This is a genomic window from Nocardiopsis sp. MG754419 (assembly GCF_018207095.1).
Lineage (GTDB): Bacteria > Actinomycetota > Actinomycetes > Streptosporangiales > Streptosporangiaceae > Nocardiopsis.
In genome coordinates, this window is sequence record NZ_QOCZ01000013.1 from 34521 (window position 1) to 59230 (window position 24710).

The 24710-nt window shown below is 71.6% G+C and carries 21 protein-coding genes; 17 read left to right on the forward strand and 4 right to left on the reverse strand.

The window, feature by feature from the left end; all coding sequences use genetic code 11:
* The first annotated feature begins 1 nt into the window (after nt 1).
* Nucleotides 2–634, forward strand: a complete 633-nt coding sequence (locus DSY14_RS04285; RefSeq protein WP_211715119.1) for a DUF6069 family protein — start codon at nt 2–4, stop codon at nt 632–634.
* 114 nt (nt 635–748) lie between these two features.
* Here DSY14_RS04285 and DSY14_RS04290 read toward each other — a convergent pair whose 3' ends face one another.
* Together DSY14_RS04290 and DSY14_RS04295 are read right to left on the reverse strand one after the other, a co-directional pair.
* A complete protein-coding gene (locus tag DSY14_RS04290; RefSeq protein WP_211715120.1) occupies nt 749–1237 on the reverse strand; it encodes a pyridoxamine 5'-phosphate oxidase family protein in 489 nt (162 codons plus the stop codon).
* A gap of 155 nt (nt 1238–1392) precedes the next feature.
* Nucleotides 1393–2613, reverse strand: coding sequence for an ROK family transcriptional regulator (locus tag DSY14_RS04295; protein ID WP_211715121.1), 1221 nt, complete (start codon nt 2611–2613; stop codon nt 1393–1395).
* A gap of 115 nt (nt 2614–2728) precedes the next feature.
* On the opposite strand from DSY14_RS04295, the gene DSY14_RS04300 reads away from it, so the two are divergent.
* The 16 genes from DSY14_RS04300 (at nt 2729) to DSY14_RS04375 (ending at nt 23387) form a co-directional block, all read left to right on the forward strand.
* Nucleotides 2729–3886, forward strand: a complete 1158-nt coding sequence (locus DSY14_RS04300) for a Gfo/Idh/MocA family protein (protein ID WP_211715141.1) — start codon at nt 2729–2731, stop codon at nt 3884–3886.
* A complete protein-coding gene (locus DSY14_RS04305; RefSeq protein ID WP_211715122.1) occupies nt 3883–5544 on the forward strand; it encodes a sugar ABC transporter ATP-binding protein in 1662 nt (553 codons plus the stop codon). Before DSY14_RS04300 ends, DSY14_RS04305 begins: the two co-directional genes overlap by 4 nt.
* On the forward strand, nt 5541–6626 hold the full coding sequence (locus DSY14_RS04310) for an ABC transporter permease (RefSeq protein WP_211715123.1): 1086 nt from the start codon (nt 5541–5543) through the stop codon (nt 6624–6626). Before DSY14_RS04305 ends, DSY14_RS04310 begins: the two co-directional genes overlap by 4 nt.
* A complete protein-coding gene (locus DSY14_RS04315) occupies nt 6623–7678 on the forward strand; it encodes an ABC transporter permease (RefSeq protein WP_211715124.1) in 1056 nt (351 codons plus the stop codon). Before DSY14_RS04310 ends, DSY14_RS04315 begins: the two co-directional genes overlap by 4 nt.
* A gap of 6 nt (nt 7679–7684) precedes the next feature.
* Nucleotides 7685–8905 (forward strand): substrate-binding domain-containing protein, encoded by a 1221-nt coding sequence (locus tag DSY14_RS04320; RefSeq protein WP_211715125.1) that lies wholly within the window; start codon nt 7685–7687, stop codon nt 8903–8905.
* On the forward strand, nt 8906–9880 hold the full coding sequence (locus DSY14_RS04325; RefSeq protein WP_211715126.1) for a sugar phosphate isomerase/epimerase: 975 nt from the start codon (nt 8906–8908) through the stop codon (nt 9878–9880).
* Nucleotides 9881–10074: 194 nt separating this feature from the next.
* Nucleotides 10075–14412, forward strand: coding sequence for a ThuA domain-containing protein (locus DSY14_RS04330; RefSeq protein WP_211715127.1), 4338 nt, complete (start codon nt 10075–10077; stop codon nt 14410–14412).
* A 144-nt stretch (nt 14413–14556) separates the two neighbouring features.
* The gene (locus DSY14_RS04335; RefSeq protein ID WP_211715128.1) at nt 14557–15324 is read left to right on the forward strand and encodes a hypothetical protein; all 768 of its coding nucleotides are present in this window, start codon (nt 14557–14559) and stop codon (nt 15322–15324) included.
* A gap of 13 nt (nt 15325–15337) precedes the next feature.
* Nucleotides 15338–16495 carry an inositol-3-phosphate synthase gene (locus DSY14_RS04340; RefSeq protein WP_211715129.1) on the forward strand — a complete coding sequence of 386 codons (1158 nt, stop codon included), beginning with the start codon at nt 15338–15340 and terminating at the stop codon, nt 16493–16495.
* Nucleotides 16492–17373: an SCO3242 family prenyltransferase gene (locus DSY14_RS04345; RefSeq protein ID WP_211715130.1), complete on the forward strand. Its 882-nt coding sequence runs from the start codon at nt 16492–16494 to the stop codon at nt 17371–17373. The genes DSY14_RS04340 and DSY14_RS04345 overlap by 4 nt, the downstream gene beginning before the upstream one ends.
* Complete coding sequence (locus tag DSY14_RS04350) at nt 17370–18218, forward strand: sugar phosphate isomerase/epimerase (protein ID WP_211715131.1); 849 nt, start codon at nt 17370–17372, stop codon at nt 18216–18218. The genes DSY14_RS04345 and DSY14_RS04350 overlap by 4 nt, the downstream gene beginning before the upstream one ends.
* Nucleotides 18215–18871 carry an EboA domain-containing protein gene (locus DSY14_RS04355; protein ID WP_211715132.1) on the forward strand — a complete coding sequence of 219 codons (657 nt, stop codon included), beginning with the start codon at nt 18215–18217 and terminating at the stop codon, nt 18869–18871. The genes DSY14_RS04350 and DSY14_RS04355 overlap by 4 nt, the downstream gene beginning before the upstream one ends.
* Nucleotides 18872–19741, forward strand: coding sequence for a TatD family hydrolase (locus DSY14_RS04360; protein ID WP_211715133.1), 870 nt, complete (start codon nt 18872–18874; stop codon nt 19739–19741). It abuts the gene before it with no gap.
* The gene (gene eboE, locus DSY14_RS04365; protein WP_211715134.1) at nt 19738–20901 is read left to right on the forward strand and encodes a metabolite traffic protein EboE; all 1164 of its coding nucleotides are present in this window, start codon (nt 19738–19740) and stop codon (nt 20899–20901) included. The genes DSY14_RS04360 and eboE overlap by 4 nt, the downstream gene beginning before the upstream one ends.
* A gap of 43 nt (nt 20902–20944) precedes the next feature.
* A complete protein-coding gene (locus DSY14_RS04370) occupies nt 20945–22342 on the forward strand; it encodes an alkaline phosphatase family protein (RefSeq protein ID WP_211715135.1) in 1398 nt (465 codons plus the stop codon).
* 40 nt (nt 22343–22382) lie between these two features.
* On the forward strand, nt 22383–23387 hold the full coding sequence (locus DSY14_RS04375; protein ID WP_211715136.1) for a sugar phosphate isomerase/epimerase: 1005 nt from the start codon (nt 22383–22385) through the stop codon (nt 23385–23387).
* A gap of 316 nt (nt 23388–23703) precedes the next feature.
* On the opposite strand, the gene DSY14_RS04380 is transcribed toward DSY14_RS04375, so the two are convergent.
* Together DSY14_RS04380 and DSY14_RS04385 are read right to left on the reverse strand one after the other, a co-directional pair.
* The gene (locus DSY14_RS04380) at nt 23704–23946 is read right to left on the reverse strand and encodes a hypothetical protein (RefSeq protein WP_211715137.1); all 243 of its coding nucleotides are present in this window, start codon (nt 23944–23946) and stop codon (nt 23704–23706) included.
* Between the two features lie 141 nt (nt 23947–24087).
* The gene (locus DSY14_RS04385; RefSeq protein WP_211715142.1) at nt 24088–24459 is read right to left on the reverse strand and encodes a hypothetical protein; all 372 of its coding nucleotides are present in this window, start codon (nt 24457–24459) and stop codon (nt 24088–24090) included.
* Nucleotides 24460–24710: the final 251 nt, after the last annotated feature.

Here is a 24710-nt window from a genome sequence, read left to right on the forward strand (position 1 = left end):
TATGAACGAACACGGAAGTGAACGAGCCGTCGATGTCACCCGGCTCTGGTCCGGCGGTCTGGCCACCGCGGTGGTCGCCGCGCTGGTGATCTTCGCGGGGACACTGATCGTCCGCGGGGTCTTCGGCATCCCGGTCCTGGCCCCTGAGGAGGCCGGCCACCTGGGTGACGCGGGCACACTGGGCTACGCGCTCATGGCGGGGCTGGTCGCTCTGGTCGCGACGGCACTGCTGCACATGCTGCTGCTGTCGGCACCGCGGGCGCTCTCGTTCTTCGGTTGGATCATCGGTCTGGCCACGGCCATCGCGGCCGTCACGCCCTTCACCCAGGGCGCCGAACTCTCCAGTCAGATCTTCACGGGTCTGATCAACCTGGTCTGCGGTATCGCCATCGCCTCGCTGCTGCGCGGCGTGGGCCGCAGCGCCCTCATCAGCCGGGTCCCGGGAACCCCCGACGACCGACCCGGCCGTGCCCTGCGGCACGAGGGCGTCCTACCGGACGTGAACCAGCGGGAGTACGACCCCACGCGCTACCGCGCGATGGAGGAGGACGCCGAGTACGACGAGGCGCGCGCACGCGCCGAGCGGCAGAGGGCGGAGGAGGAACGTGCCCGTTACGGCATCCGGGACGACTGACCGGACAGGGTCGAACGAGTACGAACACGGGGGCGGGGCCTGAGCACGGGCCCCGCCCCCTCGTCGTGCGCACCGATGGTGAGGCGCGCCTCCGGCGGGGCGCACCCGGACGGGTCAGCCGTGGGCCGCGCGATCGCGGACGAGTTCCTCGACGGCGGTGGGCAGGGTGGTCTCGAAGTCGATGAGCTTGGCCCAGGTGGGCGTGAGGGTGATCCGCGTCATCCGCGGGTAGAGCGAGCGCACCTCGGCCTCCCAGCCCGCGCGCTGCTCGGCGTCCATGGTGCCCGTGTTCATCGCCAGGTACTCGTCGGGGATCCCCTCCACGGTCTCCAGCCCGACGGTGCCGCGCAGCAGCAGGATCTTCGGTGGGAACTCGACCGTGTCGACGGTCAGGGCCGCGTGCGGATCACGCGAGAGCGAGCGCACCTTGGGCGCGTTGTGGGACGTGCACATCACCACCGTGCCCCGCGTCCACAGGAACCCGATGGGGACCACGCGCGGGGTGCCGTCCGGGGCCACGTAGGCCAGTCTCGCCAGGTTGCCGTCCAGCAGTGCGCGCGCGTACGGCCGGTCCAGTACCTCGGCCACGTCCTGGGGTGTCATCGCCGGTCCTCTCCTGGGTGCCCTGGTCCTACCGGTACCGACCAGGACGGGGGCCGGAACTCATCGCGGGACGGGGAACCGGCCCGACCACCACCCCGCCCGGGCCACGGCCGGGCGAGCGCGCCCGCACCCTCCGACCGGGGTTCCGACACCCGTCAGGAGCCCACGACCAGGGTCTGTGCGTGTTGGGCGCTGAGGCAGTGGTCGATGACCATGACCGCCGCGCCGATGACGCCCGCGCTCTCCCCGGCCTTGGAGGAGACGATGCTGAGGTTCTCCGTGGCCAGCGGCAGGGACCGCTGGTAGATGATCTCGCGCGCCCCGGCCAGGAGGTGGTCGCCGGCCAGGGCGAGCGCCCCGCCGATGACGATGACGGACGGGTTGAACATGTTGACGGCGGCGGCCAGGACCTCGCCGATGTCGCGGCCGGCCTGGCGCAGGGCGCGCAGGGCGGGGACGGACCCGCCCCGGGACAGTTCCACCACGTCGCGGGCGCCCGAGGCGGCGACCCCCTCGGCGGTGAGCGCCTCGGCGAGCGCGTGCCCGCTGGCCACGGCCTCCAGACAGCCGGTGTTGCCGCAGCGGCAGGGGCGTTCCTCGCCGTTGGGGACGTGGATGTGCCCCATGTCGCCGGCGGCCCCCTGCGCACCGCGGTAGACGCTGCCCTCGCTGACGATGCCGCAGCCGATGCCGGTGGCGACCTTGACGAACAGCAGGTGCCCGGCGGCGGGCCAGGCCACGTGGTGTTCCCCGAGGGCCATGATGTTGACGTCGTTGTCGACGAGCACCGGACGGTCGATCGAGGCGTTGACGTGTCCGGCCACGTCGAAGTGGTCCCACCCGGGCATGATCGGCGGGTTGACGGCGCGCCCCGTGGAGTGTTCGACCGGCCCGGGCAGGCCGATGCCCAGTCCGAGGAGCACGTCGACGTCGCGCCCGGAGTCGGCCAGCAGGGCGAGGCCGTGTTCGACCACCCAGTCGAGGACGGCCTCGGGCCCGAGGGCGATGTCGAGGTCCGCGCGGTCCTGGGCCAGCACGGTCCCGGACATGTCGGTCAGGGCCAGGCGGGCGTGGGTGGCGCCGAGGTCGGCGCCCAGGACGACGCGCGCCTCGGGACGGAAGGAGAAGGTCGTGGGCGGCCGGCCGCCGGTGGAGACCGCTTCGCCGGCGGGGCCGATGAGGCCGCTGGCCAGGAGCGCGTCGACGCGCTGGGTGACCGTGGAGCGGGCCAGTCCGGTGACGGACGCCAGTTCGGAGCGGGTGCGGGGGCGACCGTCCCGAAGCAGCCGGAGCAGAGTGCCGGCGCCGGGCGCGGCCGTGGGGGTGCGCGGGTCGGTCGGACCCGGTCCCGTTGCGGTGAGCGCGTCTTCCGTCATACGACCAGTGAATCACAGGATCTATTGATTACTCGTCGCCCAACTAATTTGTCCAGATCCGGCAACTTATGCTTGACCGTCGTCATAAGTCCGACGTAACGTCCCTGTCATGTCAGTGAAGAAGGTCACAAGTCTGGGCGACCCCTCGTCCGGGCCGGCCACCCCCCGTGCCTACCGGGCCGCGGTCGTCGGCACCGGCTTCATGGGACGCGTCCACTCCCACGCGGTCCGCGCCAACGGTGGCGAGGTCGTCGGGGTCGCCGGTTCCTCCCACACCAAGGCCGAACGGTTCGGCGCCGCCCACGGCATCGCCCGGGCCCACGCCGACGCCCTCGAACTCATCCACAGTCCCGACGTGGACGTGGTGCACGTGTGCACCCCCAACCACCTGCACGCGCCGCTGAGCCTGGCCGCCCTGGCCGCGGGCAAGCACGTGGTGTGCGAGAAGCCCCTGGCCACCGACGCGGCGACCGCCCGTGAACTCACCCGCGCCGCCGCGGAGGCCGACCGGGTCGCCGTCGTGCCCTTCGTCTACCGCTTCCACCCCATGGCACGAGAGGCCCGGGCCCGGGTCGCCGCCGGCGCCATCGGCCGGGTCAGCCTGGCCCACGGCGGCTACCTCCAGGACTGGCTGCTCTACCCCGAGGAGAGCAACTGGCGGGTCGACCCCGACATCGGCGGCCCCACCCGCGCCTTCGGCGACATCGGCTCGCACTGGTGCGACATGCTCGAATTCGTCACCGGGGACCGCATCACCGCGGTCAGCGCCCAGACCTCCCGGATCTCCGACACCCGCGGGGAGAACGGCGGCAGCGCCGTCACCACCGAGGACCTGGTGTCCTTCCAGTTCGACACGGCCGGCGGCACCGTCGGCACCGCGGTGATCAGCCAGGTCTCACCCGGCCGGAAGAACCACTTGACGCTGGAGGTCTCCGGGACGAAGGGCTCCCTGCGCTTCGACCAAGAGCGTCCCGAGACCCTGTGGGCGGGCGGACGCGCACGCACCGGGGTCATCTCCCGCGACGACCCCGACCTCAGCCCGGACGCCGCGCGCCTGGTCAACGTTCCGGTCGGTCACCCTCAGGGCTACCAGGACTGCTTCAACGCGCTGGTCGCCGACACCGGCGCCGCCATCGCCGGGGAGACCCCGGAGGGTCTGCCGGTCTTCGCCGACGGTCTGCGGACCGCCGTCCTCGCCGAGGCCGTGCTGACCTCGGCGCGGGAACGTCGCTGGGTCGACGTCCCGTCGGTGGACGGGGTGGATCCGGCATGACCGCCGAGCCCCTGCTCAGGATGACCGGCATCGGCAAGTCCTTCCTGGGTGTGCGGGTCCTGCACGGGGTCGACCTGGACCTGCGCTCGGGAGAGCTGCACGCCCTGGTCGGCGAGAACGGCGCGGGCAAGTCCACCCTGATGAAGGTGCTGGCCGGTGTGCATCGCCCCGACACCGGGAGGATCCACCTGGACGGCGCGGAGGTCTCCTTCGAACACCCCGTCAAGGCCCAACGGGCCGGGGTCTCCACCGTCTTCCAGGAGTTCAACCTGCTGCCGGAGCGCACGGTCGCCCAGAACGTGTTCCTCGGGCGGGAGACCCGTACCCGGGGCATGGTCGACGACCGGGCCATGGAGAAGGCCACGGCCGCGCTCCTGGACGACCTCGGGCTGGAGGGCATCGCCCCCTGGTCGAAGGTCAGGCACCTGTCGGTGGCCGAACAGCAGGTGGTGGAGATCGTCAAGGCGCTCTCCCATGACGCCCGCGTCATCTCGATGGACGAGCCGACCGCCGCCCTGGCCGACCACGAGGTCGAGGTCCTCTACCGCATCATCGGCCGCCTGCGCGAACGCGGCGTGGGCATCCTCTACGTCTCACACCGCCTCAAGGAGATCTTCGACCTGGCCGACACCATCACCGTGCTCAAGGACGGGCACCTGGTGGACACGGTGGCGGCGGCCGACACCCGACCGGCCGAGCTGGTCCGCAAGATGGTGGGACGTCCGGTCTCCTCCGTCTTCCCCGAGCACCTGGAACCACGGGGCGAGCACGTGGGCGAGGTACGGCTGTCGGTGTCCGGGGCCGGCAACGGACAGTTGGACGGGATCGACCTGGAGGTGCGCGGCGGCGAGATCGTCGGGTTGGCCGGACTCCAGGGCAGTGGCCGCACCGAGATCGCGCACGCGCTGTTCGGCATCGACCGGTTCACCCGGGGCGAGGTGCGCGTGGACGGTCGGCGGGTCGACCCGCGCTCACCGCAACAGGCGGTGCGGGCCGGGCTGGCCCTGGTCACCGAGGACCGCAAGGCCCAGGGGCTCCTGCTCAACCAGTCGATCCTGGCCAACGCCCGCCTGGTCCTGGACGCCGTCCTGCCGTTCGGCTCGGGGCGAGGGGCCCGGCGCATCCCGGGCATCCTCTCCTCCCTGGAACTGGTCGCCCGCGGCGGCCACCACCAGGAGGTCCAGTACCTGTCCGGTGGCAACCAACAGAAGGTCGTCCTGGCCAAGTGGCTGGCGACCGACCCCGGCGTCATGGTGTTGGACGAACCCACGCGCGGCATCGACGTGGGCGCCAAGCAGGCCGTGTACACGCTGATGCGCGAACTCGCCGCGGCCGGGGTCGCGATCGTCCTCATCTCCTCCGAACTCCCCGAGCTCATCGGGATGTCCGACCGCCTCGTCGTACTCGACGACGGGCGGATCGCGGGCGAACTGCCGGGCGACGCCGGCGAGGAGACCGTGATGGCCCTGGCCACCGGCGCCCCGCCGGAGTCGGCCGACGACGAGACGGGGGTGGAGGACCCGCGGATCACCTCCATGACGGCCCGGTCCGCCACGGACGGGGCGCCCACCACGGGCCCCGGCGACCCCGGCCGCGCACCGGGCGGCGACAACGACAACGGCGGTTCCCCCGCCCACCGTGAGGAGGCCGCGCCGTGAACCCCGTCGTCTCCTTCTCCAGGGACCTGCGCGCCCGCACCGGCACCACCGGCCTGGTCTACGTGGCCCTGGTGGTCGTGCTGGTGGTCAGCGCGCTGTTCGTGGCCTTCCAGGGCCGCAACCTGTTCACCGCCGCCAACACCATCGACCTGTTCACCCGCTCCAGCCTGCTGGGGTTCCTCGCCATCGGCCAGACCCTGGTGATCCTGTGCCGTTCCCTCGACCTCTCGGTCGGGTACGTCGCGGCGCTGTCCACCATGGTCGCGGCGATCACGATGGCGGGCGATCCCTCGCGCATCGTCCTCGGTGTGGGCGTCACGTTGGGCCTGGCCGCCCTGATCGGCCTGGTCAACGGGCTGGTCATCACGAAACTGCGGGTCAACCCGTTCATCACCACCCTGGGGATGGGGCTGGTGATCAAGGGGTACCTCGACACCCGGTTCCAGGGGCCGTCGGGGTCCATCCCCGCGGAGTTCCAGACGTTCGGGCTCTCCCGGATCGGCGTCCTGCCGATCTCCACGCTGGTCATGGTGGCGCTGGCCGTGGTCGCGATCCTGTTCCTGCGGCGCACGCGGATGGGCTTCCACATGTACGCCGTGGGAGGCGACTCCGAGGTCGCGCGCCTGTCCGGGATCCGCCCCGAACTACCGGTCATCACCGCGCACGTGCTGTGCTCCATGATGGCCGGCGTCGCCGGCCTGCTGCTGGCCTCGCGCTTCGGCACCGGCAACACGCTGGTCTACAACAACGGCTACGAACTGGAGGCCATCGCCGCGGTCGTGCTCGGCGGCACCTACCTCCTGGGCGGGCGCGGCGGCGTGGCCGGGACCGTGGCGGGCGTGTTCATCCTCGCCACCCTGGACACCGTGTTCAACACCCTGTCGGTGGACCCGTTCGTCAAGGACGTGCTCCGCGGCGCCATCGTCATCGCGGCCGTGGCCATCTACGCCCGCGGCCAGCACGCCCGCACCGCCGTCCGTCTCCGCTTCCCCTCGGGCGGAGCACCACCGTCGGCCGCGGGTCCACCGGATCCGCCGACACGACCGACACCGGAACCCGCGGCCCAGGGAGGGACCCGATGACCGCCGAGACCCGTCCCCCGGGCGGCCGGTCGGCCTCGTTCCTGACCGCCCTGCGCGGCGGCACCGGAACCGTGACCGTGCTGCTGGTGCTGATCTTCGTGGTCATCGCCACCCAGAACCCGTCGTTCTTCGAGGGTCCGCCGCTGATGGCGTTCGCGAAGAAGGCGGCGCCGCTGGTCATCCTCGCGATCGGCCAGTACCTGGTGATCGTCTCCGGTGAGTTCGACCTGTCGGTGGGCTCCCTCGTGGGGGCGCAGGTGGTGATCGCCGCCCGCCTCATCGACGGCGAGGAGGCCCTGACCTTCCCGGTGATCGGCCTCATGCTGCTCTTCGGTCTCGTGGTGGGACTGGTCAACGGCCTGGTCACCACCCTCCTGAAGGTGCCGTCGATCATCACCACCCTCGGCACGATGCTGATCCTCTTCGGCGCCGTGCGCTACTGGACGGGAGGCGCCCCGACGGGCGCCCTGTCGGAGAACTTCCGCGTGTTCGGCCGACACGGCCTCGACGGCGTCCCGGTGATCGGTCAGCTCCCCTGGGCGCTGGTCATCGCCGTGGTCGTCACCGTCGGAGCGATCCTCCTCATGCGTTCGCCCTTCGGACGCTCCCTGGTGGCGGCGGGGGACAACGACACCGCCGCCGCCTTCTCCGGGGTCCGGGTGTGGCGGGTGCGCACCCTGGCCTTCGTCGGCTCCGCACTCATGGCCACTGTGGCCGCCATCCTCATCGGCGGCTTCGCCGGGGTCACCGCCCAGGTCGGCCAGGGGTTGGAGTTCACCGCCATCACGGCCGTCGTCCTCGGCGGCGTGGTGTTGGGCGGTGGCCGCGGAACGGTCGTGGCGGCCGTCCTCGGCGCCCTCACCGTCGAGGCCCTCTTCACCCTGTTCAACCAGCTCTACCTCCCGTCGACGATCCAGCCGACGGCTCAGGGCCTCATCATCATCGCGGCGGTGGCCTACGCCTCCCGCCGCGGCGACCTGCGTCTACCGGAACGTCTGCGAAGACGACCGGACCGCCCCGACGAGCGACAGCTCGACTCTTCCAGGAGGTAACCCCCCATGCGCGCACCCCGCGTACTCCTCGCCGGCGTGGCCGGCCTGACACTGCTTCTCAGCGCCTGTACGACCGACGCGCCCGAGGGCACCGACGGGGCCGAAGGCTCCGCGGACGGTGGGAACGGCGCCGAGCTCACCCCGGACGACCAGTGGTTCGACCAGGAGGAGTTCGAGACCCAGCTCGCCCAGCGCGACATCGAACCCGAGGGCCCGGAGGACGAGCCCTGGATGCAGGCGATCGACCCCGACTGGGTCGACACCACCGAGTTCGCCATCGACGACCCGGAGGACGCGCACCTGTGCTTCTCCAACGCGTCGGTGTCCAACCCCTGGCGCGTGACCGGCTTCATCACCATGGAGCAGCAGGTGGAGGCGCTGGTCGACGAGGGCCGGATCGGCAGCTTCGACAGCTCCGACGCCGCCGACGACGACAACCAGCAGATCTCCGACATCCAGGCGTTCGTGGACTCCGGTGACTGCGACGCGATCATCATCTCGCCGTCCACCACCGCGACCCTGACCCCCGCGGTGGAGACCGCCTGCGCGAGCGGCGTGCCGGTGATCGTCTTCGACCGGGGCGTGGAGAGCGACTGCATGGTCACGTTCATCCACCCGATCGGCGGTTACGCCTACGGCGCGGACGCCGCCGACTTCCTCGTGGAGAACCTGGACCCGGGTTCGACCGTGCTGGCGCTGCGCATCCTGCCCGGCGTGGACGTCCTGGAGCACCGTTGGGCGGCCGCCCAGCAGATCTTCGCCGACAGCGAGCTGGAGGTGCTCGGCTTCGAGTTCACCGAGGGCGACGGCGCGCAGATCAAGGACCTGGTCTCCCAGCACCTGCAGCGCGGCGAGGTCGACGGCATCTGGATGGACGCCGGTGACGGCGCCGTGGCGGGCCTGGAGGCCTTCGAGGACGCCGGTCAGCCCTACCCGGTGATCGCCGGCGAGGACGAGCTCAGCTTCATGCGCAAGTGGGAGTCGGAGGAGCTGACCGCGATCGCGCCGGTGTACTCCAACTTCCAGTGGCGCACCCCGGTGATCGCCGCGGGCATGATCCTGGCGGGCGAGGAGGTCCCGGCCGAGTGGATCCTTCCGCAGACGCCGATCCGTGACGACGAGCTCGACGACTACCTGGACCGCAACTCCGACATGCCCTCCCTGCACTACGCCAAGTTCGGCGGCGAGGACCTGCCGGGCTTCCCCGAGGCGTGGGTGGACCGGTAGATGCGCGCGCTGGGGGTCAACACGTGGGTGTGGACGTCACCGCTGACCGACACCGAACTGGAGCGGATCGCGCTCCGTGTCTCGGGGTGGGGTTTCGACCTGCTGGAACTGCCGGTCGAGAACATCGGTGACTGGGACCCCCGGCGTGCCCGGATCCTCCTGGAGGGCCTGGGGCTGGACACGAGCGTCGCCCTGGTCATGGGGCCGGGTCGGGAGCTGGTGGCGACCGACCCGGCCACCCGGGCGGCGACCCAGGACTACCTGAGACGGGTCGTGGACACCGCGGCGGAGGTCGGTTCCACCGTCGTCGCGGGCCCGGCCTACGCCTCGGTGGGACGTACGTGGCGGCTGTCCCCGTCCGAGCGGGCGGGGCTGCGCGCGGAGCTCACCGAGGCGCTCGCCCCCGTGGTCGACCACGCGTCGGCCGCGGGGGTCCGGGTGGCCGTCGAACCACTGAACCGGTACGAGACCAGCGTCCTGAACACGGTGGACCAGGCACTGGAGGCCCTGGCCGACCTGCCCGCGGAGCACTGCGGGCTGGCGCTGGACCTGTACCACATGAACATCGAGGAGAGGGATGTGGCGGACGCGATCCTCCGCGCCGCGGGAAGGATCCACCACGTCCAGGTTTGTGCGAACGACCGAGGGGCTCCCGGGGCCGACCACCTGGAATGGTCACGCATCGTGAGCAACTTGGGTAAATCTAGTTACTCAGGACCCCTGGTCATCGAGTCGTTCACTGCGGACAATGTGACCATCGCCACGGCCGCGTCCGTGTGGCGGCCCCTGGCCGTCTCCCAGGACGCGATCGCGGTGGACGGCCTGTCGTTCCTCCGCTCGATCACGACTCACGAACCGCCTCCCACCTCCTCACCCGGACCTCCCACCCCGACCGCCCCGGACGGTACGGCGCCGCAGGCGCCCGCACCGAACGGGGCCGGCGACGGGCCCGCCCGACGAAAGGAGCCACTGTGAACCGACCACGATGAGGCGGCCACACCCCGCTTCCGAACGCGATAGCAGGAACTCCCCCGAACGGTTCGCGCCCGCGCCGCGACCGGCACCGGTCCCCGACCGACCCGGCCCACCGTGACCGCGAGATCGTCCCTGCCGTCGGCGCCGGCACGCCGCACGGACTCATCGACCCCCACCCCCAGGTGAGGTTTCCCGTGATCAGCAGACCCCTACGAGCGCTCACCGCGACGGCCGCGGCCGTCATGATGGCCATCGGCCTGACGTCGGTTCCGGCCCAGGCGGACGAGGTCGAACAGGACCCGTTCACCGCGCTCATCTTCTCCAAGACGACCGGTTTCCGACACGACTCGATCCCCCACGGTGTCGCCCTCTACGAGGCGTTGGCCGAGGAGCACGGTTTCGAGACCGAGCACACCGAGGACGCCGACGTCTTCAACGACGAGGACCTGGCCCGCTTCGACGCGGTCATCTGGCTGTCCACCACCGGTGACGTCCTCGACGAGGACCAGCAGGCGGCGTTCGAGAACTACGTCCAGGAGGGCGGCGGCTACGTCGGCGTCCACTCCGCCTCCGACACCCACTACGACTGGGAGTGGTACGGAGACCTCGTCGGCGCGTACTTCGCCAGCCACCCGCCCGGCACCCAGGACGCCGAGGTCATGGTCAACGACCGTGTCCACCCCTCCACCGAGATGCTTCCGGCGAGCTGGGACCGGCACGACGAGTGGTACGACTTCGACGTCAGCCCCCGTGGTGACGTGCACGTCCTCGCCGGCCTGAACGAGGCCTCCTACGAGGACGAGGTCGACCCGGCCGGACAGATGGGCTTCGACCATCCGATCGCCTGGTGTCAGACCTACGACGGCGGTCGGTCCTGGTACACCGGTGGCGGCCACACCATCGACTCCTACTCCGAACCGGAGTTCGCCGACCACCTCCTGGGCGGTCTGCGGTGGGCCGCCGGTGAGGTCGAGGGCGACTGCGGCGCCACGCAGTGGGACAACTTCGAGAAGGTGACGCTCGCCCAGGGCGAGGAGAACGTCGGCGAGCCCATGGGCATGGCGGTCCTGCCGGACGGTCGGGTCATGCACACCTCCCGCGACGGACAGGTGTCCCTGTGGTCGCCGGAGACCTACTCGACCACCGTTCTGGCCGACGTCCCGGTCTACGACCACGACGAGGACGGGCTCCAGGGCATCGCGCTGGACCCGGACTTCGAGAACAACGGGTGGGTGTACCTCTACTACGCGCCCGTCGTGGACGGCGTACCGTCCGGGGCCGCCCCGGAGGACGGTTCACCCGAGGACTTCGCCCCCTACGAGGCGCACAACAACCTCTCGCGGTTCCAGTTCTCCGACGGTGACTCCCCGGCCCTGGACCTGGAGAGCGAGCAGGTCATCCTGGAGGTCGAGGCCACCCGCGGCATGTGCTGCCACGTCGGCGGCGACCTGGACTTCGACCACGAGGGCAACCTCCTGCTGTCCACCGGCGACGACACCAGCGCCTTCGGTTCGGACGGGTACACGCCCATCGACGAGCGCGAGAGCCGCAACCCGGCCTTCGACGCCCAGCGCAGCTCGGCCAACACCAACGACCTGCGGGGCAAACTCATCCGTGTCTCGATGAACGAGGACGGGACCTACGAGATCCCCGAGGGCAACCTGTTCCCGGAGGAGAGCTCCGACGCGGACCTGACCCGGCCGGAGATCTTCGCGATGGGTCTGCGCAACCCGTTCCGGTTCGCGGTGGACCAGACCGACGGCAGCGTCTACCTGGCCGACTACGGTCCGGACGCCCCGGAGGCCGACCCCGAGCGCGGCCCCGAGAACACGGTGACCTGGCACCACATCACCGAGGCCTCCAACATCGGCTGGCCGTACTGCATCGGGAACAACTCCGCCTACATCGACTACGACTACGACGGCGGCACGTCCGGCGAGCCCTTCGACTGCGACGCGCCGGTCAACGACTCGCCCCGCAACACGGGCCTGACGGAGCTTCCGCCGGTCACCCCCGCGGAGATCTGGTACGGCTACGACGAGTCCGAGGAGTTCCCGCACCTGGGCACCGGGGGCGGAGCGCCGATGGGCGGTCCGGCCTACCACTTCGACCCCGAGCTGGAGTCGGACACCAAGTGGCCCGAGTACTACGACGGCGTTCCGCTGCTGTACGAGTGGAGCCGCCAGTGGATCAAGCAGGTCCACCTGGACGATGAGGGCGGCGTCCTCGACATCACCGAGACCGTCCCCGACATCGACCTGGCCAACCCCATGGACATGGAGTTCGGCCCGGACGGGTCCCTGTACGTCCTGGAGTACGGTTCGGGCTGGTTCGGCGGTTCGGCCGACTCGGCGATCTCCCGTATCGACTACATCGGCTCGGGTGACAGCCCGGTCGCCAGGGCCAGTGCGGACACCACCTCCGGCACGGCGCCGTTGACGGTCGAGTTCTCCGGCGAGGAGTCCTTCCACCCCGGTGGGCAGGACATCGACTTCGCCTGGAACTTCGGTGACGGGAACACCTCCTCGGAGGTCTCCCCGACCCACACCTTCACCGAGGACGGCCGGTACACCACCACGTTGACCGTGACCGACGCCGAGGAGCGGAGCGGCACGGCCACGGTCACCATCACCGTGGGCAACACCCGTCCCGACGTCGCCTTCCAGAGCCCCAGGGACGGCGAGTTCTTCAACTGGGGTGACGAGATCCCGTTCGACGTGTCCGTGGAGGACGACGAGGACGGTTCCATCGGCGACGGCATCGAGTGTGACGACGTGCAGGTCACCTCGGCGTTGGGCCACGACACCCACGCGCACCCGTGGACGCAGTACGAGGGTTGCGAGGGGGTGAGCGCCACCGGTACCGACGGTGCGCACGGCCACGACATGAACATCTTCTGGGTGTTGACGGCCGAGTACACCGACGGTGGTGGCGAGTCCGCCCCACCGCTGACCGGATCCGACGGGGTCACGCTCAACCCGTCGCGGATGCAGGCGCAGTACTTCCGCGACAGTGAGGGCGTGCAGACCGAATCCACGGAGGACTCCGAGGGCGGCCTGCGCAACATCACGTCGATCGGTCACGGCGACTGGACCTCGTACGACCCGGTCAACCTGCACGGGGTCGAGGAGATGACCTTCCGGGTCGCCTCCGAGGGTCCGGGCGGCGCCATCGAGGCCCGTCAGGACGCCCCCGACGGTGAGCTGCTGGGCAGCGTCGACGTCACCGACACCGGCGGTCCGCAGGAGTGGACCGACGTGACCATGGAGGTCACCGACCCGGGCGAGACGTTCGCGCTGTACCTGGTGTTCACCGGGGACGACCCGGGCGCCACCGACGGCCTGTTCAACCTCAACTACTTCGAGGCGAACGCCGACCACGACGGCGGGCACGGCCACGGTCCCGAGACCGAGCTGACCAGCCCCGAGGACGGCGCGAGCTTCGAGGTCGGCGAGGAGATCCCGCTGGCGGCCGAGGTCACCGACCACGGCGACACCGGGATCGAGCAGGTGGAGTTCCTGGTCGACGGCGAGGCCGTGGCCACGGTCGACGAGGGACCCTACGAGGCCACGTGGACCGACGCCGCCGAGGGCGAGTACGAGATCAACGCGGTGGCCACCGACGGCGACGGTGAGACGGGGGCCTCGGCCACCCACACCATCACCGTCGGCGCGGCGACCGAACCGAACGAGTGCGCGCCGCCCACCACGGACGAGGGCTACACCCCGCTGTGGGACGGCGCGTCCCTGGACGGCTGGAACCAGGCGGGCCCGGGCGGTTTCGACGTCGTCGAGACCGACGAGGGATGCGTGCTGGAGACGGTCGGCGGCATGGGTCTGCTCTGGCACGAGACCGAGCTGGACGAGTACCGGCTCAAGCTCGACTACCTGACCCACGAGGAGTCGGACAACTCCGGTGTCTTCGTCGGTTTCCCCGACCCGGAGGACGACCCCTGGGTCGCGGTCGAGCAGGGCTACGAGATCCAGATCGACCCGTACGGGGCGCCGGAGGGCGACCCGATCAACCGGACCGGCGCCATCTACGAATTCCAGGCCGCCACGTCGCACCCCGAGGTCGTGGGCGAGTGGAACACGATGGAGATCGAGGTCGTCGACCCCGTGATCCGGGTCTGGATCAACGACACGCTGGTCAACGAGTTCACCAGTACCGACCCGGCGCGGGACCTGTCGTCCGGCTTCGTCGGTCTGCAGAACCACGGTGACGCCGACACGGTGTGGTTCCGCGACGTGCAGGTGACCGACGAGGTCACCGAGCCGGAGCCGGTCACCTTCGCCGAGGTGGCCGAGCGCATCGACGAGCTGGCCGCGGAGGGGGCGCTGACCCACTCCGAGGCCCGCAGGCTCACCGCACGGCTGGAACTGGCCGAGCACCACGTCGGCGCGGGCCGTCCCGCACAGGCCGGCAACTCCCTGGACCGTTTCGTCGCGGTCGCCGAGACGGTGTCCGATGAGTCCGCCGGAGAGGAGTTGTTGGGCCTGGCCGCACGGCTCAGGCACCTGACCACCGAGTAACCGGATCCGTCGCCACGGCGACGGTGGAACGAGCCGCGGCGGGGCCGGCGTCACCCGGCCCCGCCGCACCGCAGGCGGCGTCGTTCGCACGGCACACGCCGCCCGCATCCCGGCCAGTGTCAAACCCCCCGACAGGAGGTGCCCGTGAGCACCCAGAAGGACCAGAGCGACCGACCTCGGGCGAAGCAGGAACAGAAGGGACCGGACACGACCGAGAAGGTGGTGAGCCAGGACTCCGGACGCCTCACCTGGTGGCTGACCGGAGGGTCCGTCCTCCTGGTCGGCGCCGTTCTCGCCGTGGTGGTGTTGGTCGTCTACGGCGGGGACGACACGGTCACCCCCGATCCGGCCCGGGTCGCGGAACTGGAGGCCTCCGCCGAGGACCGCCACGTCGACCAGGTGGCGGAGCTCATCGAGCACACCCGTGCCACCCATGAGGAACTGGTGCCCGTCCTGAACTCCCTGGACGAGGTGCTGCCCGCGGACGGCGGCGAGCCCGCCGAGGACCTGCCGGACACCGAGACCATCGACGACTGGCTCAAGAGCACCCAGAACGCCCGAGCGCACCTGGACCACGCCGAGTCCGGCGAGACCGACTTCAACGTCACCCACGCGGGGCTGCGCGGCTCCGTGGACGTGCTCGGCTCCGCCCTGAACGCCTACCACGCCGCCGCCCAGGCCGACGGCGACCAGCGCACGGAGCTCCTCGAACTCACCGCCGACCTGCGCGACCAGGCGGTCCGCGGCTGGTCGGTGGCCGCCACCCAACTGGACGTGGTCAGCATCGACTCCGGTCACGGCCACATCCACCTGTACCTCCCCACCGCCCCGGGCAGCGGTGCGATGGAGCCCGACGAGGCCGAGGACGGCGACGGCGCCGCCGGAGGCGCGCCCGGACACGAAAACCACTGACAGGGGACCCCGCATGACACGAATCGGAGTGTGGTTGGTCGGGGCGCGCGGATCGGTCGCCACCACGGCCGTTCTCGGCGCCATGGCCGTCCGGGCGGGCGCGGCCGAGCCGACCGGGTGCGTCACCGAACGCCCCGAGTTCGCCGGCGCGGGCCTGCCCGGCATCGGTGACCTGGTGTTCGCCGGTCACGACGTCCACGGCACCCACCTGGCCAAGAGCGCCGAGCCGCTGGCCAGGTCCGGAGTGCTGCCGCCGCACCTGCCCGAGGTGTTCGCCGAGGAGCTGGGCGCGGTGGACCGGCGGATCCGTCGGGGACTGGAGGCGCGCCCGGAGGGGTTCGCCCGTCACCACGCGGACGCCCTGGAGGCGGATCTGCGCGCGTTCGCCGAGGCCGAGGACCTGGAGCGGGTCGTGGTCGTGGACGTGTCCAGCACCGAACCACCTCCGCCGCCGAGCCCCGAGCTCGCCGATCCCGACCTCCTGGAGGCGGCTCTGGACGCGGGGACCGCCCGGGTTCCGGCGAGCTCGGTCTACGCCTACGCGGCCCTGCGCGCGGGGTGCTCCTTCGTGGAGTTCACGCCCAACGCGGGGCCGCGTGCGCCGGCCGTGGCGGCCCTGGCCGAACGTCTGGGGTTGCCCTGGGCCGGTTCGGACGGCAAGACCGGCGAGACCCTGGTCAAGAGCGCGTTGGCGCCGATGTTCGCCGCGCGCGCCCTGCGGGTGCGCTCGTGGTCGGCCACCAACCTGCTCGGTGGAGGCGACGGTCGCACCCTCGCCGACCCCGAGAGCAACAGCAACAAGTCCGCGTCCAAGGCCCGTGGGCTGGAGGCCCTGTTGGGGCATCCGGTGGACGGTCCGCTGCACATCGACTACGTGCCGGATCTGGGCGACGCCAAGACCGCCTGGGACCACGTGTCCTTCGAGGGGTTCCTGGGCGCTCGCATGACGCTGCAGTTCACCTGGTCCGGGTACGACTCGGCGCTGGCCGCGCCGCTGGTGCTGGACCTGGCCCGGCTGAGCGCGCACGCCCACCGGACCGGCCGGGTCGGCGCGGTGCCCGAGCTCGGCTTCTTCTTCAAGGACCCGGCCGCGAGCGACGTGCACGGCCTGGCCGAGCAGTGGCGCGCACTGACCGCCTGGTGCGGCGGGGAGGAGGGCGGTCGTCGATGAGCCGAAAGGTCCGATCGTTGGCCCGCCTGGTGCGTCTGCCCGCGGCGCTCACCGTCCTCGGTGACACCCTCACGGGGGCGGCCGCCGCCGGACGGCTCCGCGAGCCCCGCGCGTGGGCACTGCCGCTGTCCTCGGTGTGCCTGTACTGGGCCGGGATGGCCCTCAACGACTACGCCGACCGCGCGCTGGACGCGGTCGAGCGTCCCGAACGCCCTCTCCCTTCGGGGGAGGTGGGTCCGGGCGAGGCCCTCGCGGTCGCGTCCGGGCTCACGGTGGCCGGGGTGGGGGTGGCCGCGCTGGCGGGCGGACGCCGGAGCGCGCTGGTCGCCTCCGCGCTGGCCGCCACGGTGTGGACCTACGACCTGGTGCTCAAACCCACTCGGCTGTCGCCGCTCGGGATGGCGACGGCCCGTGGGCTGGACGTCCTGCTCGGTGCCGGTGACCACCCCGGACGCGCGGCGCGGCCCGCCCTGGCCATGGCCGTGCACACCCTGGGGGTGACGGCGCTGAGCCGCGGCGAGGTGCACGGGACCCGGCCCGAGGTGGCGGCCGGTTCCCTGGCCTGCACCCTGGCAGGGGCGACGTTGGCCGCCGGACCGGACCAGGAGGCGTCCACGACCGGGCGCGTCACGGTGGGCGGTGTGCTGGCGGGGGCGTTCGCCGGGACCTACGCCGCCACGGTGGGCACGGCCCAGGGGCGGGCCCTGTCCGAGCCCTCGGCCGAGCACGCGCGGGAGGCGACCGGCGTCGGCATCCGCGGCATGATCCCGCTCCAGGCGGCCCTGCTGTCCCGGTACGGGGCCCCGGAACTGGCCTGCGCGTTGGCGGTGGGCGCCCCCGTCGCCGCCCGCGCCTCGAAGAGGGTGGCGGTGACATGAGGTTCGGCTACGGCACGAACGGCTTCTGGGACCACCGGATCGAGGACGCGCTGGCGATCATCGCCGACCTCGGTTACGACGGGGTCGGGCTGACCCTGGACCACCCCCACCTGGACCCGTTCTCCCTGGACGCCAAGGCACGGGTGGCCGCGATCGGGCGTCGACTGGACCGCCTGGGGCTGGCGCTGGTGGTGGAGACCGGCGCCCGCTACCTCCTGGACCCGCGACGCAAGCACGAACCGACGCTGGTCTCCGACTCCGACCGGGACGTCCGGGTCGACCTGCTCAAACGCGCGGTCCGGATCGCCGACGACCTGGGAGCGGAGGCGGTGTCCTTCTGGTCCGGGATCCTGCCCCGCGGCGCCGGGACCGACCAGGGATGGGACCGGCTCACCTCCGGGGTGGAGAAGGTCCTGGTGGTCGCGGACGCGCTGGGCGTGGACTGCGCCTTCGAACCGGAACCCGGCATGTTCGCCGAGCGGTTGTCGGACGTGCTGGAGCTGCGTCGCCGGCTCGGGGACCCACAACGGCTGCGGGTCACCCTGGACGTCGGGCACGGGGTGTGCAACGAACCCGACGGGCCCGAGGGCGCCGTCGCCCGGGCCGGCGACCTGATCGCCAACGTGCAGCTGGACGACATGCGCCCCCACGTCCACGACCACCTGGAGTTCGGGGACGGCGACATCGATCTGCCCGGGGTCCTGGGGGCCCTGCACCGCGTGGGGTACACGGGACTGGCCTCGGTGGAACTGCCCCGGCACGGGCACGCCGCACCCCTGGTCGCGGAACGGTCCAAGCGCGCGCTCGACGCCGCCTGGGCCGTGGTCACGAAGGAGGCCGCGTGAGCACGCTCGACCTGTGGGGTCCCGAGTCACGGGCGACGCTGCTCGCCCTGAGCGCCGAGGTGGCGGAGCGCCCCTCACGGATCGCCGTGCTCTTTCCCGCGGTGGGACGGCGCGTGGGTCGGGGCGCCGGGCCCTCCGGCGACCCGACCGGCACGCTCGGTCCGACGCTGGAGGACCTGGCCCGGGCCGAACTGCTCCGCGTACTGGTGCGGGCGCTGCCGCCCGAGGAGGCGGCCGTGGAGACGGCCGACCTGTACGGGTACGGCGACGCCGACGAGAAGCGGGCGGTGCTGCACGGTCTGCACCTGTTGGACGCCGAGGACCCCGAGGCGGCTTCCACGGTGCGGGGGCTGCTGGCGGACGCGCTGCGCACCAACGACACCCGGCTCGTCGCGGCGGCGTCCGCGAGCGGAGCCCAGGCCCTTCTGGACGACCACGCCTGGCGGCAGACGGTGCTCAAGTGCCTGTTCGTCGGGGTGCCCCTGCGTCTGGTGGCCGGGTTGGACGCCCGGGCCGACGCGGAACTGGCCCGGATGTGCGCCGACTTCGCCGAGGAACGCTCCGCCGCCGGCCGCCCGGTGCCGCCCGACGTCCGACTCGTCCTGGACCGCTTCCCCCGGCACCCCTTCCACGCACGAACCCAGGAGGGCTGAATGCGCATCTTCGACCCGCACATCCACATGACCTCGCGCACCACCGCCGACTACCGGGCGATGTACGACGCGGGGGTGCGTGCCCTGGTGGAACCGGCCTTCTGGCTGGGACAGCCGCGCACGAGCGTCGGTTCCTTCCGGGACTACTTCGACGGCCTCGTCGGTTGGGAGCGTTTCCGGTCGGCGCAGTTCGGCATCGCCCACCACTGCACGATCGCGCTGAACCCCAAGGAGGCGAACGACCCCCGCCTCTCCGGGGTCCTCGACATCCTCCCCCGCTACCTGGCCAAGGACGGGGTGGTGGCCGTGGGCGAGGTGGGCTTCGACTCGCGCACCCCGGAGGAGGAGAAGGCGTTCCGGCACCAGCTGGCGTTGGCCGAGGAGTTCGGGTTGCCCGTGCTGGTGCACACCCCGCACCGGGACAAGGCCGAGGGCACCCGGCACACACTGCGGTTGGTCGCCGAGTCCGGGATCGCCCCCGAACGGGTCCTGGTGGACCACCTCAACGAGACCACCGTGGAGATGGTGCACGACTCCGGCTGCGTCATGGGTTTCTCCATCTACCCGGACACCAAGATGGACCCGGAGCGGATGGTGCGGATCCTCGCGGAGTGGGGCACCGACCGGATGGTCGTGAACTCGGCCGCCGACTGGGGACACAGCGACCCCCTCACCACCCTGTACACCGGACAGGCCATGCTGGCGGCGGGTTTCACCGACGACGACGTGGACCGGGTGCTGTGGCGCAACCCGGTGGAGTTCTACGCCCGCAGCGGCCGGCTGCTGCTGGAGGGGGACCCCGCCACGGGGGCCACCTTCGAGGGCAATTCGATCCTGCGCGGCGAGCGTCCCGAGGGGGACGCCGGATGAGGTTCCGCCACCCCGACGGCACCGTGGTCCACCTGGCCTACTGCACCAACGTCCACCCCGCCGAGGACCTCGACGGCGTCCTGCGCCAGATCCGGGTGTTCGGCGGCGGGGTGCGCGCCGCCCTCGGCGTGGACCTGCTGGGACTCGGTCTGTGGCTGCCCGCGCCCCTCGCCCGCGCACTGGCCGCCGACCCGGCCCTGGTCGACCGGTTGCGCACCGGCCTGGAGGAGTCGGGGCTGGAGACGGTCACGCTCAACGCCTTCCCCTACACCGGTTTCCACGACCCGGTCGTCAAGCACGCCGTGTACAGCCCGGACTGGACCGACCGCGCCCGCCTCGACTACACCGTGGACTGCGCACGGGTCCTGGCCCGGCTGATGCCGGACGACGCCGCCCGGGGCAGCGTCTCGACACTGCCGTTGGCCTGGCGGGAACCCTGGTCACCGGAACGGTGGGGCGCGGCGCGCGCTCACCTGACCGAACTGTCCGGGGTCCTGGCCGGGATCGCCGACGCGGGACGCCCCGTGCGCGTCGCCCTGGAACCCGAGCCGGGGTGCGTCGTGGAGACCACCCGGGACGCCGCCCGGCTCCTCTCCGGGCTCCCCGAACACCTGGGCGTGTGCCTGGACACCTGCCACCTGGCCGTGGGGTTCGAGGAGCCCAGCACGGCGCTCGCCCGGCTGGAGGACGCCGGGTTGCCGGTGGTCAAGACCCAGGCCTCGGCGGCGGTGGAGGTCCCCGACCCGACCGACCCGGACACGCGCGCGGCGCTGGCCGCCTTCGCGGAGGACCGTTTCCTCCACCAGACCCGGGAACTCGTGGGCGGGCGCACCCGGGGCCGGGACGACCTGCCCGACGCCCTGACCGGCCCCCGGCCCCTGCACGGGCGCGGGCCCTGGCGCACCCACTTCCACGCGCCCCTGCACTCCCCCGCGAGTCCGCCACTGCGCGGTACGACCGACCACCTCACCGACACCCTCGCCCACCTGCTGGGTCCCGACGGGGCGCGCACCGACCACATCGAGGTCGAGACCTACACCTGGACGGTGCTGCCCGAGGATCGGCGACCCGTGGGCGAGGCCGGGCTGGTCGAGGGGATCGCCGCCGAGCTCGCCTGGGCGCGCGACCGCCTCACCGACCTGGGACTGAGCGCCCTGTGACCCTCCCCGCCGCTCCCGCCTCCCACCGAAAGGGAACGCCCCCATGCCCCAGGACCGCCGCCTCCTCGTCGTCAACGCGGTCGGCCTCACCCCGCGTCTGCTCCGGCACGCGCCCCGGCTGAGCGCACTGGCCGCACAGGGCTGGCAGGCCACGCTGGACACCGTCCTGCCCGCCGTCACCTGTACCGTCCAGTCCACCTTCCTCACCGGGACCGCCCCCGCCGACCACGGCGCCGTCGCCAACGGCTGGTACTTCCGGGACCTGGGCGAGGTGTACCTGTGGCGCCAGCACAACCGGCTGGTCCAGGGAGAGAAGGTGTGGGAGACCGCCCGCAGACACCGGCCCGGGTTCCGGACCGCGAACGTGTGCTGGTGGTACGCCATGGGCGCCACCACCGACTGGACCATCACCCCGCGGCCGGTCTACCACGCCGACGGACGCAAGTCCCCGGACTGCTACACCCGCCCGGTGGAACTGCACGACGAACTCACCGCGGACCTGGGCCCCTTCCCGTTGTTCCACTACTGGGGGCCGACCGCGTCGATCCGCTCCACCGAGTGGATCGTGTCGGCCACCCGCCGGCTGCTCCCCCGGGCCGACCTGACCCTCTGCTACGTCCCGCACCTGGACTACGACCTCCAGCGGCACGGGCCCGACTCCGCCGAGGCCCACCAGGCCGTCCGCGACCTCGACACCGCCCTGGCACCCCTGCTCGACGACGCCGAGGCGGCGGGCGTCGGTGTGCTGGTCCTCAGCGAGTACGGCATCACCCCCGCCGAGAGACCCGTCCACGTGAACCGTGCGCTGCGCCGGGCCGGGCTGTTGGAGGTGTACACGCAGGAGGGCATGGAGTACCTGGACCCGTGGACCTCGCGCGCCTTCGCGGTCGCCGACCACCAGTGCGCCCACGTCTACGTCGACGACCCCGCCGACCTGCCCCGCGTCACCGAGATCGTCTCCGGGATCGAGGGCGTCGAGCTCGTCCTGGACCGGCGGCGACAGGCCGACCACGGACTCGACCACGAGCGCTCGGGCGAACTGGTGCTGTTCGCCGAACCCGGCGCGTGGTTCACCTACTACTACTGGCTCGACGACGACCACGCCCCCGACTTCGCGCGGGGCGTCGACATCCATCGCAAACCCGGCTTCGACCCGGCCGAGCTGTTCCTGGACCCCGCCGACCCCATGGTCAAGGCCCGGGCCGCGGCCAACCTGGTCCGGAAGAAGGTCGGCCTGCGGTACGCGATGAACGTCGTCCCCCTGGACCCGGGCTGTGTACGCGGCACCCACGGGCGTCCGCACGACGACCCCGAGGACGGACCGCTGCTGATCTGTACCGATCCCGCCGCGGCCCGGGACCGATTCGCGGCCACCGAGGTCCGCGACCTCATGCTCGACCTCGTCGGTGTGCCGGCACCGACGGGGTCGACCCCGCTGTGACCCAACCGGCCCCCGACCCCCGACCAACGGAGGAAGCACGATGACCAGACCGGTCACCCTCTTCACCGGCCAGTGGGCCGACCTGCCCTTCGAGAAGGTGTGCGAGCTCGCCGCCTCCTGGGGCTACGACGGCCTGGAGATCGCCTGTTGGGGCGACCACCTGGACGTCACCCGCGCCGCCGTCGACGACGACTACGTCCAGGACCGTCTGGAGATCCTCCGTCGGCACGGACTCGGTGTGTGGGCCATCTCCAACCACCTGCTGGGTCAGGCGGTGTGCGACGACCCCATCGACCACCGCCACCGGGACATCCTGCCGTCCCGGATCTGGGGCGACGGTGACCCGGAGGGCGTGCGCGAGCGCGCCGCCGACGAGATGCGGTCGACCGCGCGCGCCGCCGCCAGGATGGGCGTGTCCACGGTGGTGGGCTTCACCGGTTCGGCGAACTGGAAGTACGTGGCGATGTTCCCGCCCGTGGGCGACGACGTCATCCGGGCGGGCTACCAGGACTTCGCCGACCGCTGGAACCCCATCCTGGACGTGTTCGATGAGGTGGGCGTCAGGTTCGCCCACGAGGTGCACCCGTCGGAGATCGCCTACGACTACTGGTCGACCCAGGCGGCGTTGGAGGCCGTGGGTCACCGTGAGGCGTTCGGGCTGAACTGGGACCCGAGCCACATGGTGTGGCAGGACATCGACCCGGTCGGCTTCCTGTGGGACTTCCGGGACCGCATCTACCACGTGGACTGCAAGGACGCCCGCAAGCGGGTGGGCAACGGACGCAACGGACGGTTGGGATCGCATCTGCCGTGGGGCGACCCGCGCCGGGGCTGGGACTTCGTGTCCACCGGCCGGGGCGACGTGCCGTGGGAGGCGTGTTTCCGGGTGCTCAACTCGATCGGCTACGAGGGGCCGATCTCCATCGAGTGGGAGGACGCCGGGATGGACCGTCTGACCGGCGCGGCGGAGGCGGTGGAGTTCGTCCGGGCCAACCTCTTCGACCCGCCCACGACCTCCTTCGACTCGGCCTTCGGGTCGGACTAGCCCGGGCCGTCGGCCCCGAGGGTGCGGGCCCCGCGCCCGGGTGATCCGCGGACGGGCCGGACCCGCACCACCGGGGGTCTGCGGACACGCAGACCCCCGCGCCATGAGGGGTTCGGCGACCGCGCAGCTCGGCCTACGGGGGTGTGCGTTCGGGTGCCGGCGGGCCCTGATCTCTGACAACCCGTGGAGGTGCCGGAGGTGGGATCACGAGGTACGATCCCTCACACCGTAGGTGCCGAAGGTTCCCGCCGTGCCGTCAGGCACCCGAACACGGACCGAAGCGCAGCGGGCCCCAAGCGAACACGGTCCCCGGCCGTCACATCATCGGCGCGATGACGACGCGGTAGCGCCCGTCGTCGGTGTCCACGTCGTGGCGGAAGTCGTTCACCCGGTTGACCGAGCGCTGGACGGCGGCCCCGCCGAACGCTCCGGTGTCCACGCTGGGCAGCACCTCCCGCAGTGCGAGGACCGCCTCGTCGATGGACAGGGCCGTGCCCCGGTGTTCGGGGGTGATACGCCGACCGTCGTCGCTCAGCCGACTGATCGCGATCCGGAACATCGCCGGTCTCCCTGCACGTTGGGGGGTGGTCAACGACATTGTTCCCCATGGGTGCCGGCCCGGGGAAGTGCGCGGGAGCGACGGTCGGGACGGCTCGGTGGAGGCGGCTCCGGCCTCCACCGTCACGTCCCGGCACCGGTGTCAGACCTCCAGGGTCTCCTCGATGCCCCGGAGCCGGTGGCGGGCGAGGGCGAGGTTGCCGCGGGACCGGTCCAGTGCCAGGTAGAGGAAGAGGCCCTGCCCCTTGTGGCTGGTGAGGGGACGGATGACGTGGTACTGCCCGGACAGGGTGATGAGGATGTCCTCGATCGCGTCGTTGAGCCCCAGCTGGTCCATGGTCCGCATCTTGGCCCGGACCACCTCGGTGTTGCCCGCGGCCGCCACGGTGAGGTCGAGGGACTTGCTCGAGCTGAGGGTGCCCAGGGCCATCCCACTGCTGTAGTCGACGACGGCGGCGCCGACCGCCCCGTCGATCCCCATCATTTCCTTGAGTCCGGCTTCGATGTTCGGCATGTCCTTCTCTTTCCTTTGGTTGAGTCGGCGCAGCACCCTGCGGTCGGCGATCCAGTCGCGCAGCCCCGGAACCCGACGGCGCGGTGGGGGACCACCGTTCACGTGACCACCGTTCCGGGCCGGTCACTCCCCAGGGAGAGGGCGCGCAGCCCGGTGATGACCCGTTCCAGTACCGGCCGGTCGACGGTGACGCGGGCCCGGGGGGCGGCCGGTACTGGAACGGGTCATCACCGGGCTGCGCGCCCTCTCCC

Excerpts from the sequence above, each read along its gene's own strand:
- DSY14_RS04375 (WP_211715136.1), top strand. The coding sequence starts at position 22,383 with ATGACCAGACCGGTCACCCTCTTCACCGGCCAGTGGGCCGACCTGCCC.
- DSY14_RS04345 (WP_211715130.1), top strand. The coding sequence starts at position 16,492 with ATGAGCCGAAAGGTCCGATCGTTGGCCCGCCTGGTGCGTCTGCCCGCG.
- DSY14_RS04320 (WP_211715125.1), top strand. The coding sequence starts at position 7,685 with ATGCGCGCACCCCGCGTACTCCTCGCCGGCGTGGCCGGCCTGACACTG.
- DSY14_RS04325 (WP_211715126.1), top strand. The coding sequence starts at position 8,906 with ATGCGCGCGCTGGGGGTCAACACGTGGGTGTGGACGTCACCGCTGACC.
- DSY14_RS04370 (WP_211715135.1), top strand. The coding sequence starts at position 20,945 with ATGCCCCAGGACCGCCGCCTCCTCGTCGTCAACGCGGTCGGCCTCACC.
- eboE (WP_211715134.1), top strand. The coding sequence starts at position 19,738 with ATGAGGTTCCGCCACCCCGACGGCACCGTGGTCCACCTGGCCTACTGC.
- DSY14_RS04315 (WP_211715124.1), top strand. The coding sequence starts at position 6,623 with ATGACCGCCGAGACCCGTCCCCCGGGCGGCCGGTCGGCCTCGTTCCTG.
- DSY14_RS04360 (WP_211715133.1), top strand. The coding sequence starts at position 18,872 with ATGCGCATCTTCGACCCGCACATCCACATGACCTCGCGCACCACCGCC.
- DSY14_RS04305 (WP_211715122.1), top strand. The coding sequence starts at position 3,883 with ATGACCGCCGAGCCCCTGCTCAGGATGACCGGCATCGGCAAGTCCTTC.
- DSY14_RS04290 (WP_211715120.1), bottom strand. The coding sequence starts at position 1,237 with ATGACACCCCAGGACGTGGCCGAGGTACTGGACCGGCCGTACGCGCGC.
- DSY14_RS04380 (WP_211715137.1), bottom strand. The coding sequence starts at position 23,946 with ATGTTCCGGATCGCGATCAGTCGGCTGAGCGACGACGGTCGGCGTATC.
- DSY14_RS04350 (WP_211715131.1), top strand. The coding sequence starts at position 17,370 with ATGAGGTTCGGCTACGGCACGAACGGCTTCTGGGACCACCGGATCGAG.
- DSY14_RS04385 (WP_211715142.1), bottom strand. The coding sequence starts at position 24,459 with ATGCCGAACATCGAAGCCGGACTCAAGGAAATGATGGGGATCGACGGG.
- DSY14_RS04285 (WP_211715119.1), top strand. The coding sequence starts at position 2 with ATGAACGAACACGGAAGTGAACGAGCCGTCGATGTCACCCGGCTCTGG.
- DSY14_RS04295 (WP_211715121.1), bottom strand. The coding sequence starts at position 2,613 with ATGACGGAAGACGCGCTCACCGCAACGGGACCGGGTCCGACCGACCCG.
- DSY14_RS04340 (WP_211715129.1), top strand. The coding sequence starts at position 15,338 with ATGACACGAATCGGAGTGTGGTTGGTCGGGGCGCGCGGATCGGTCGCC.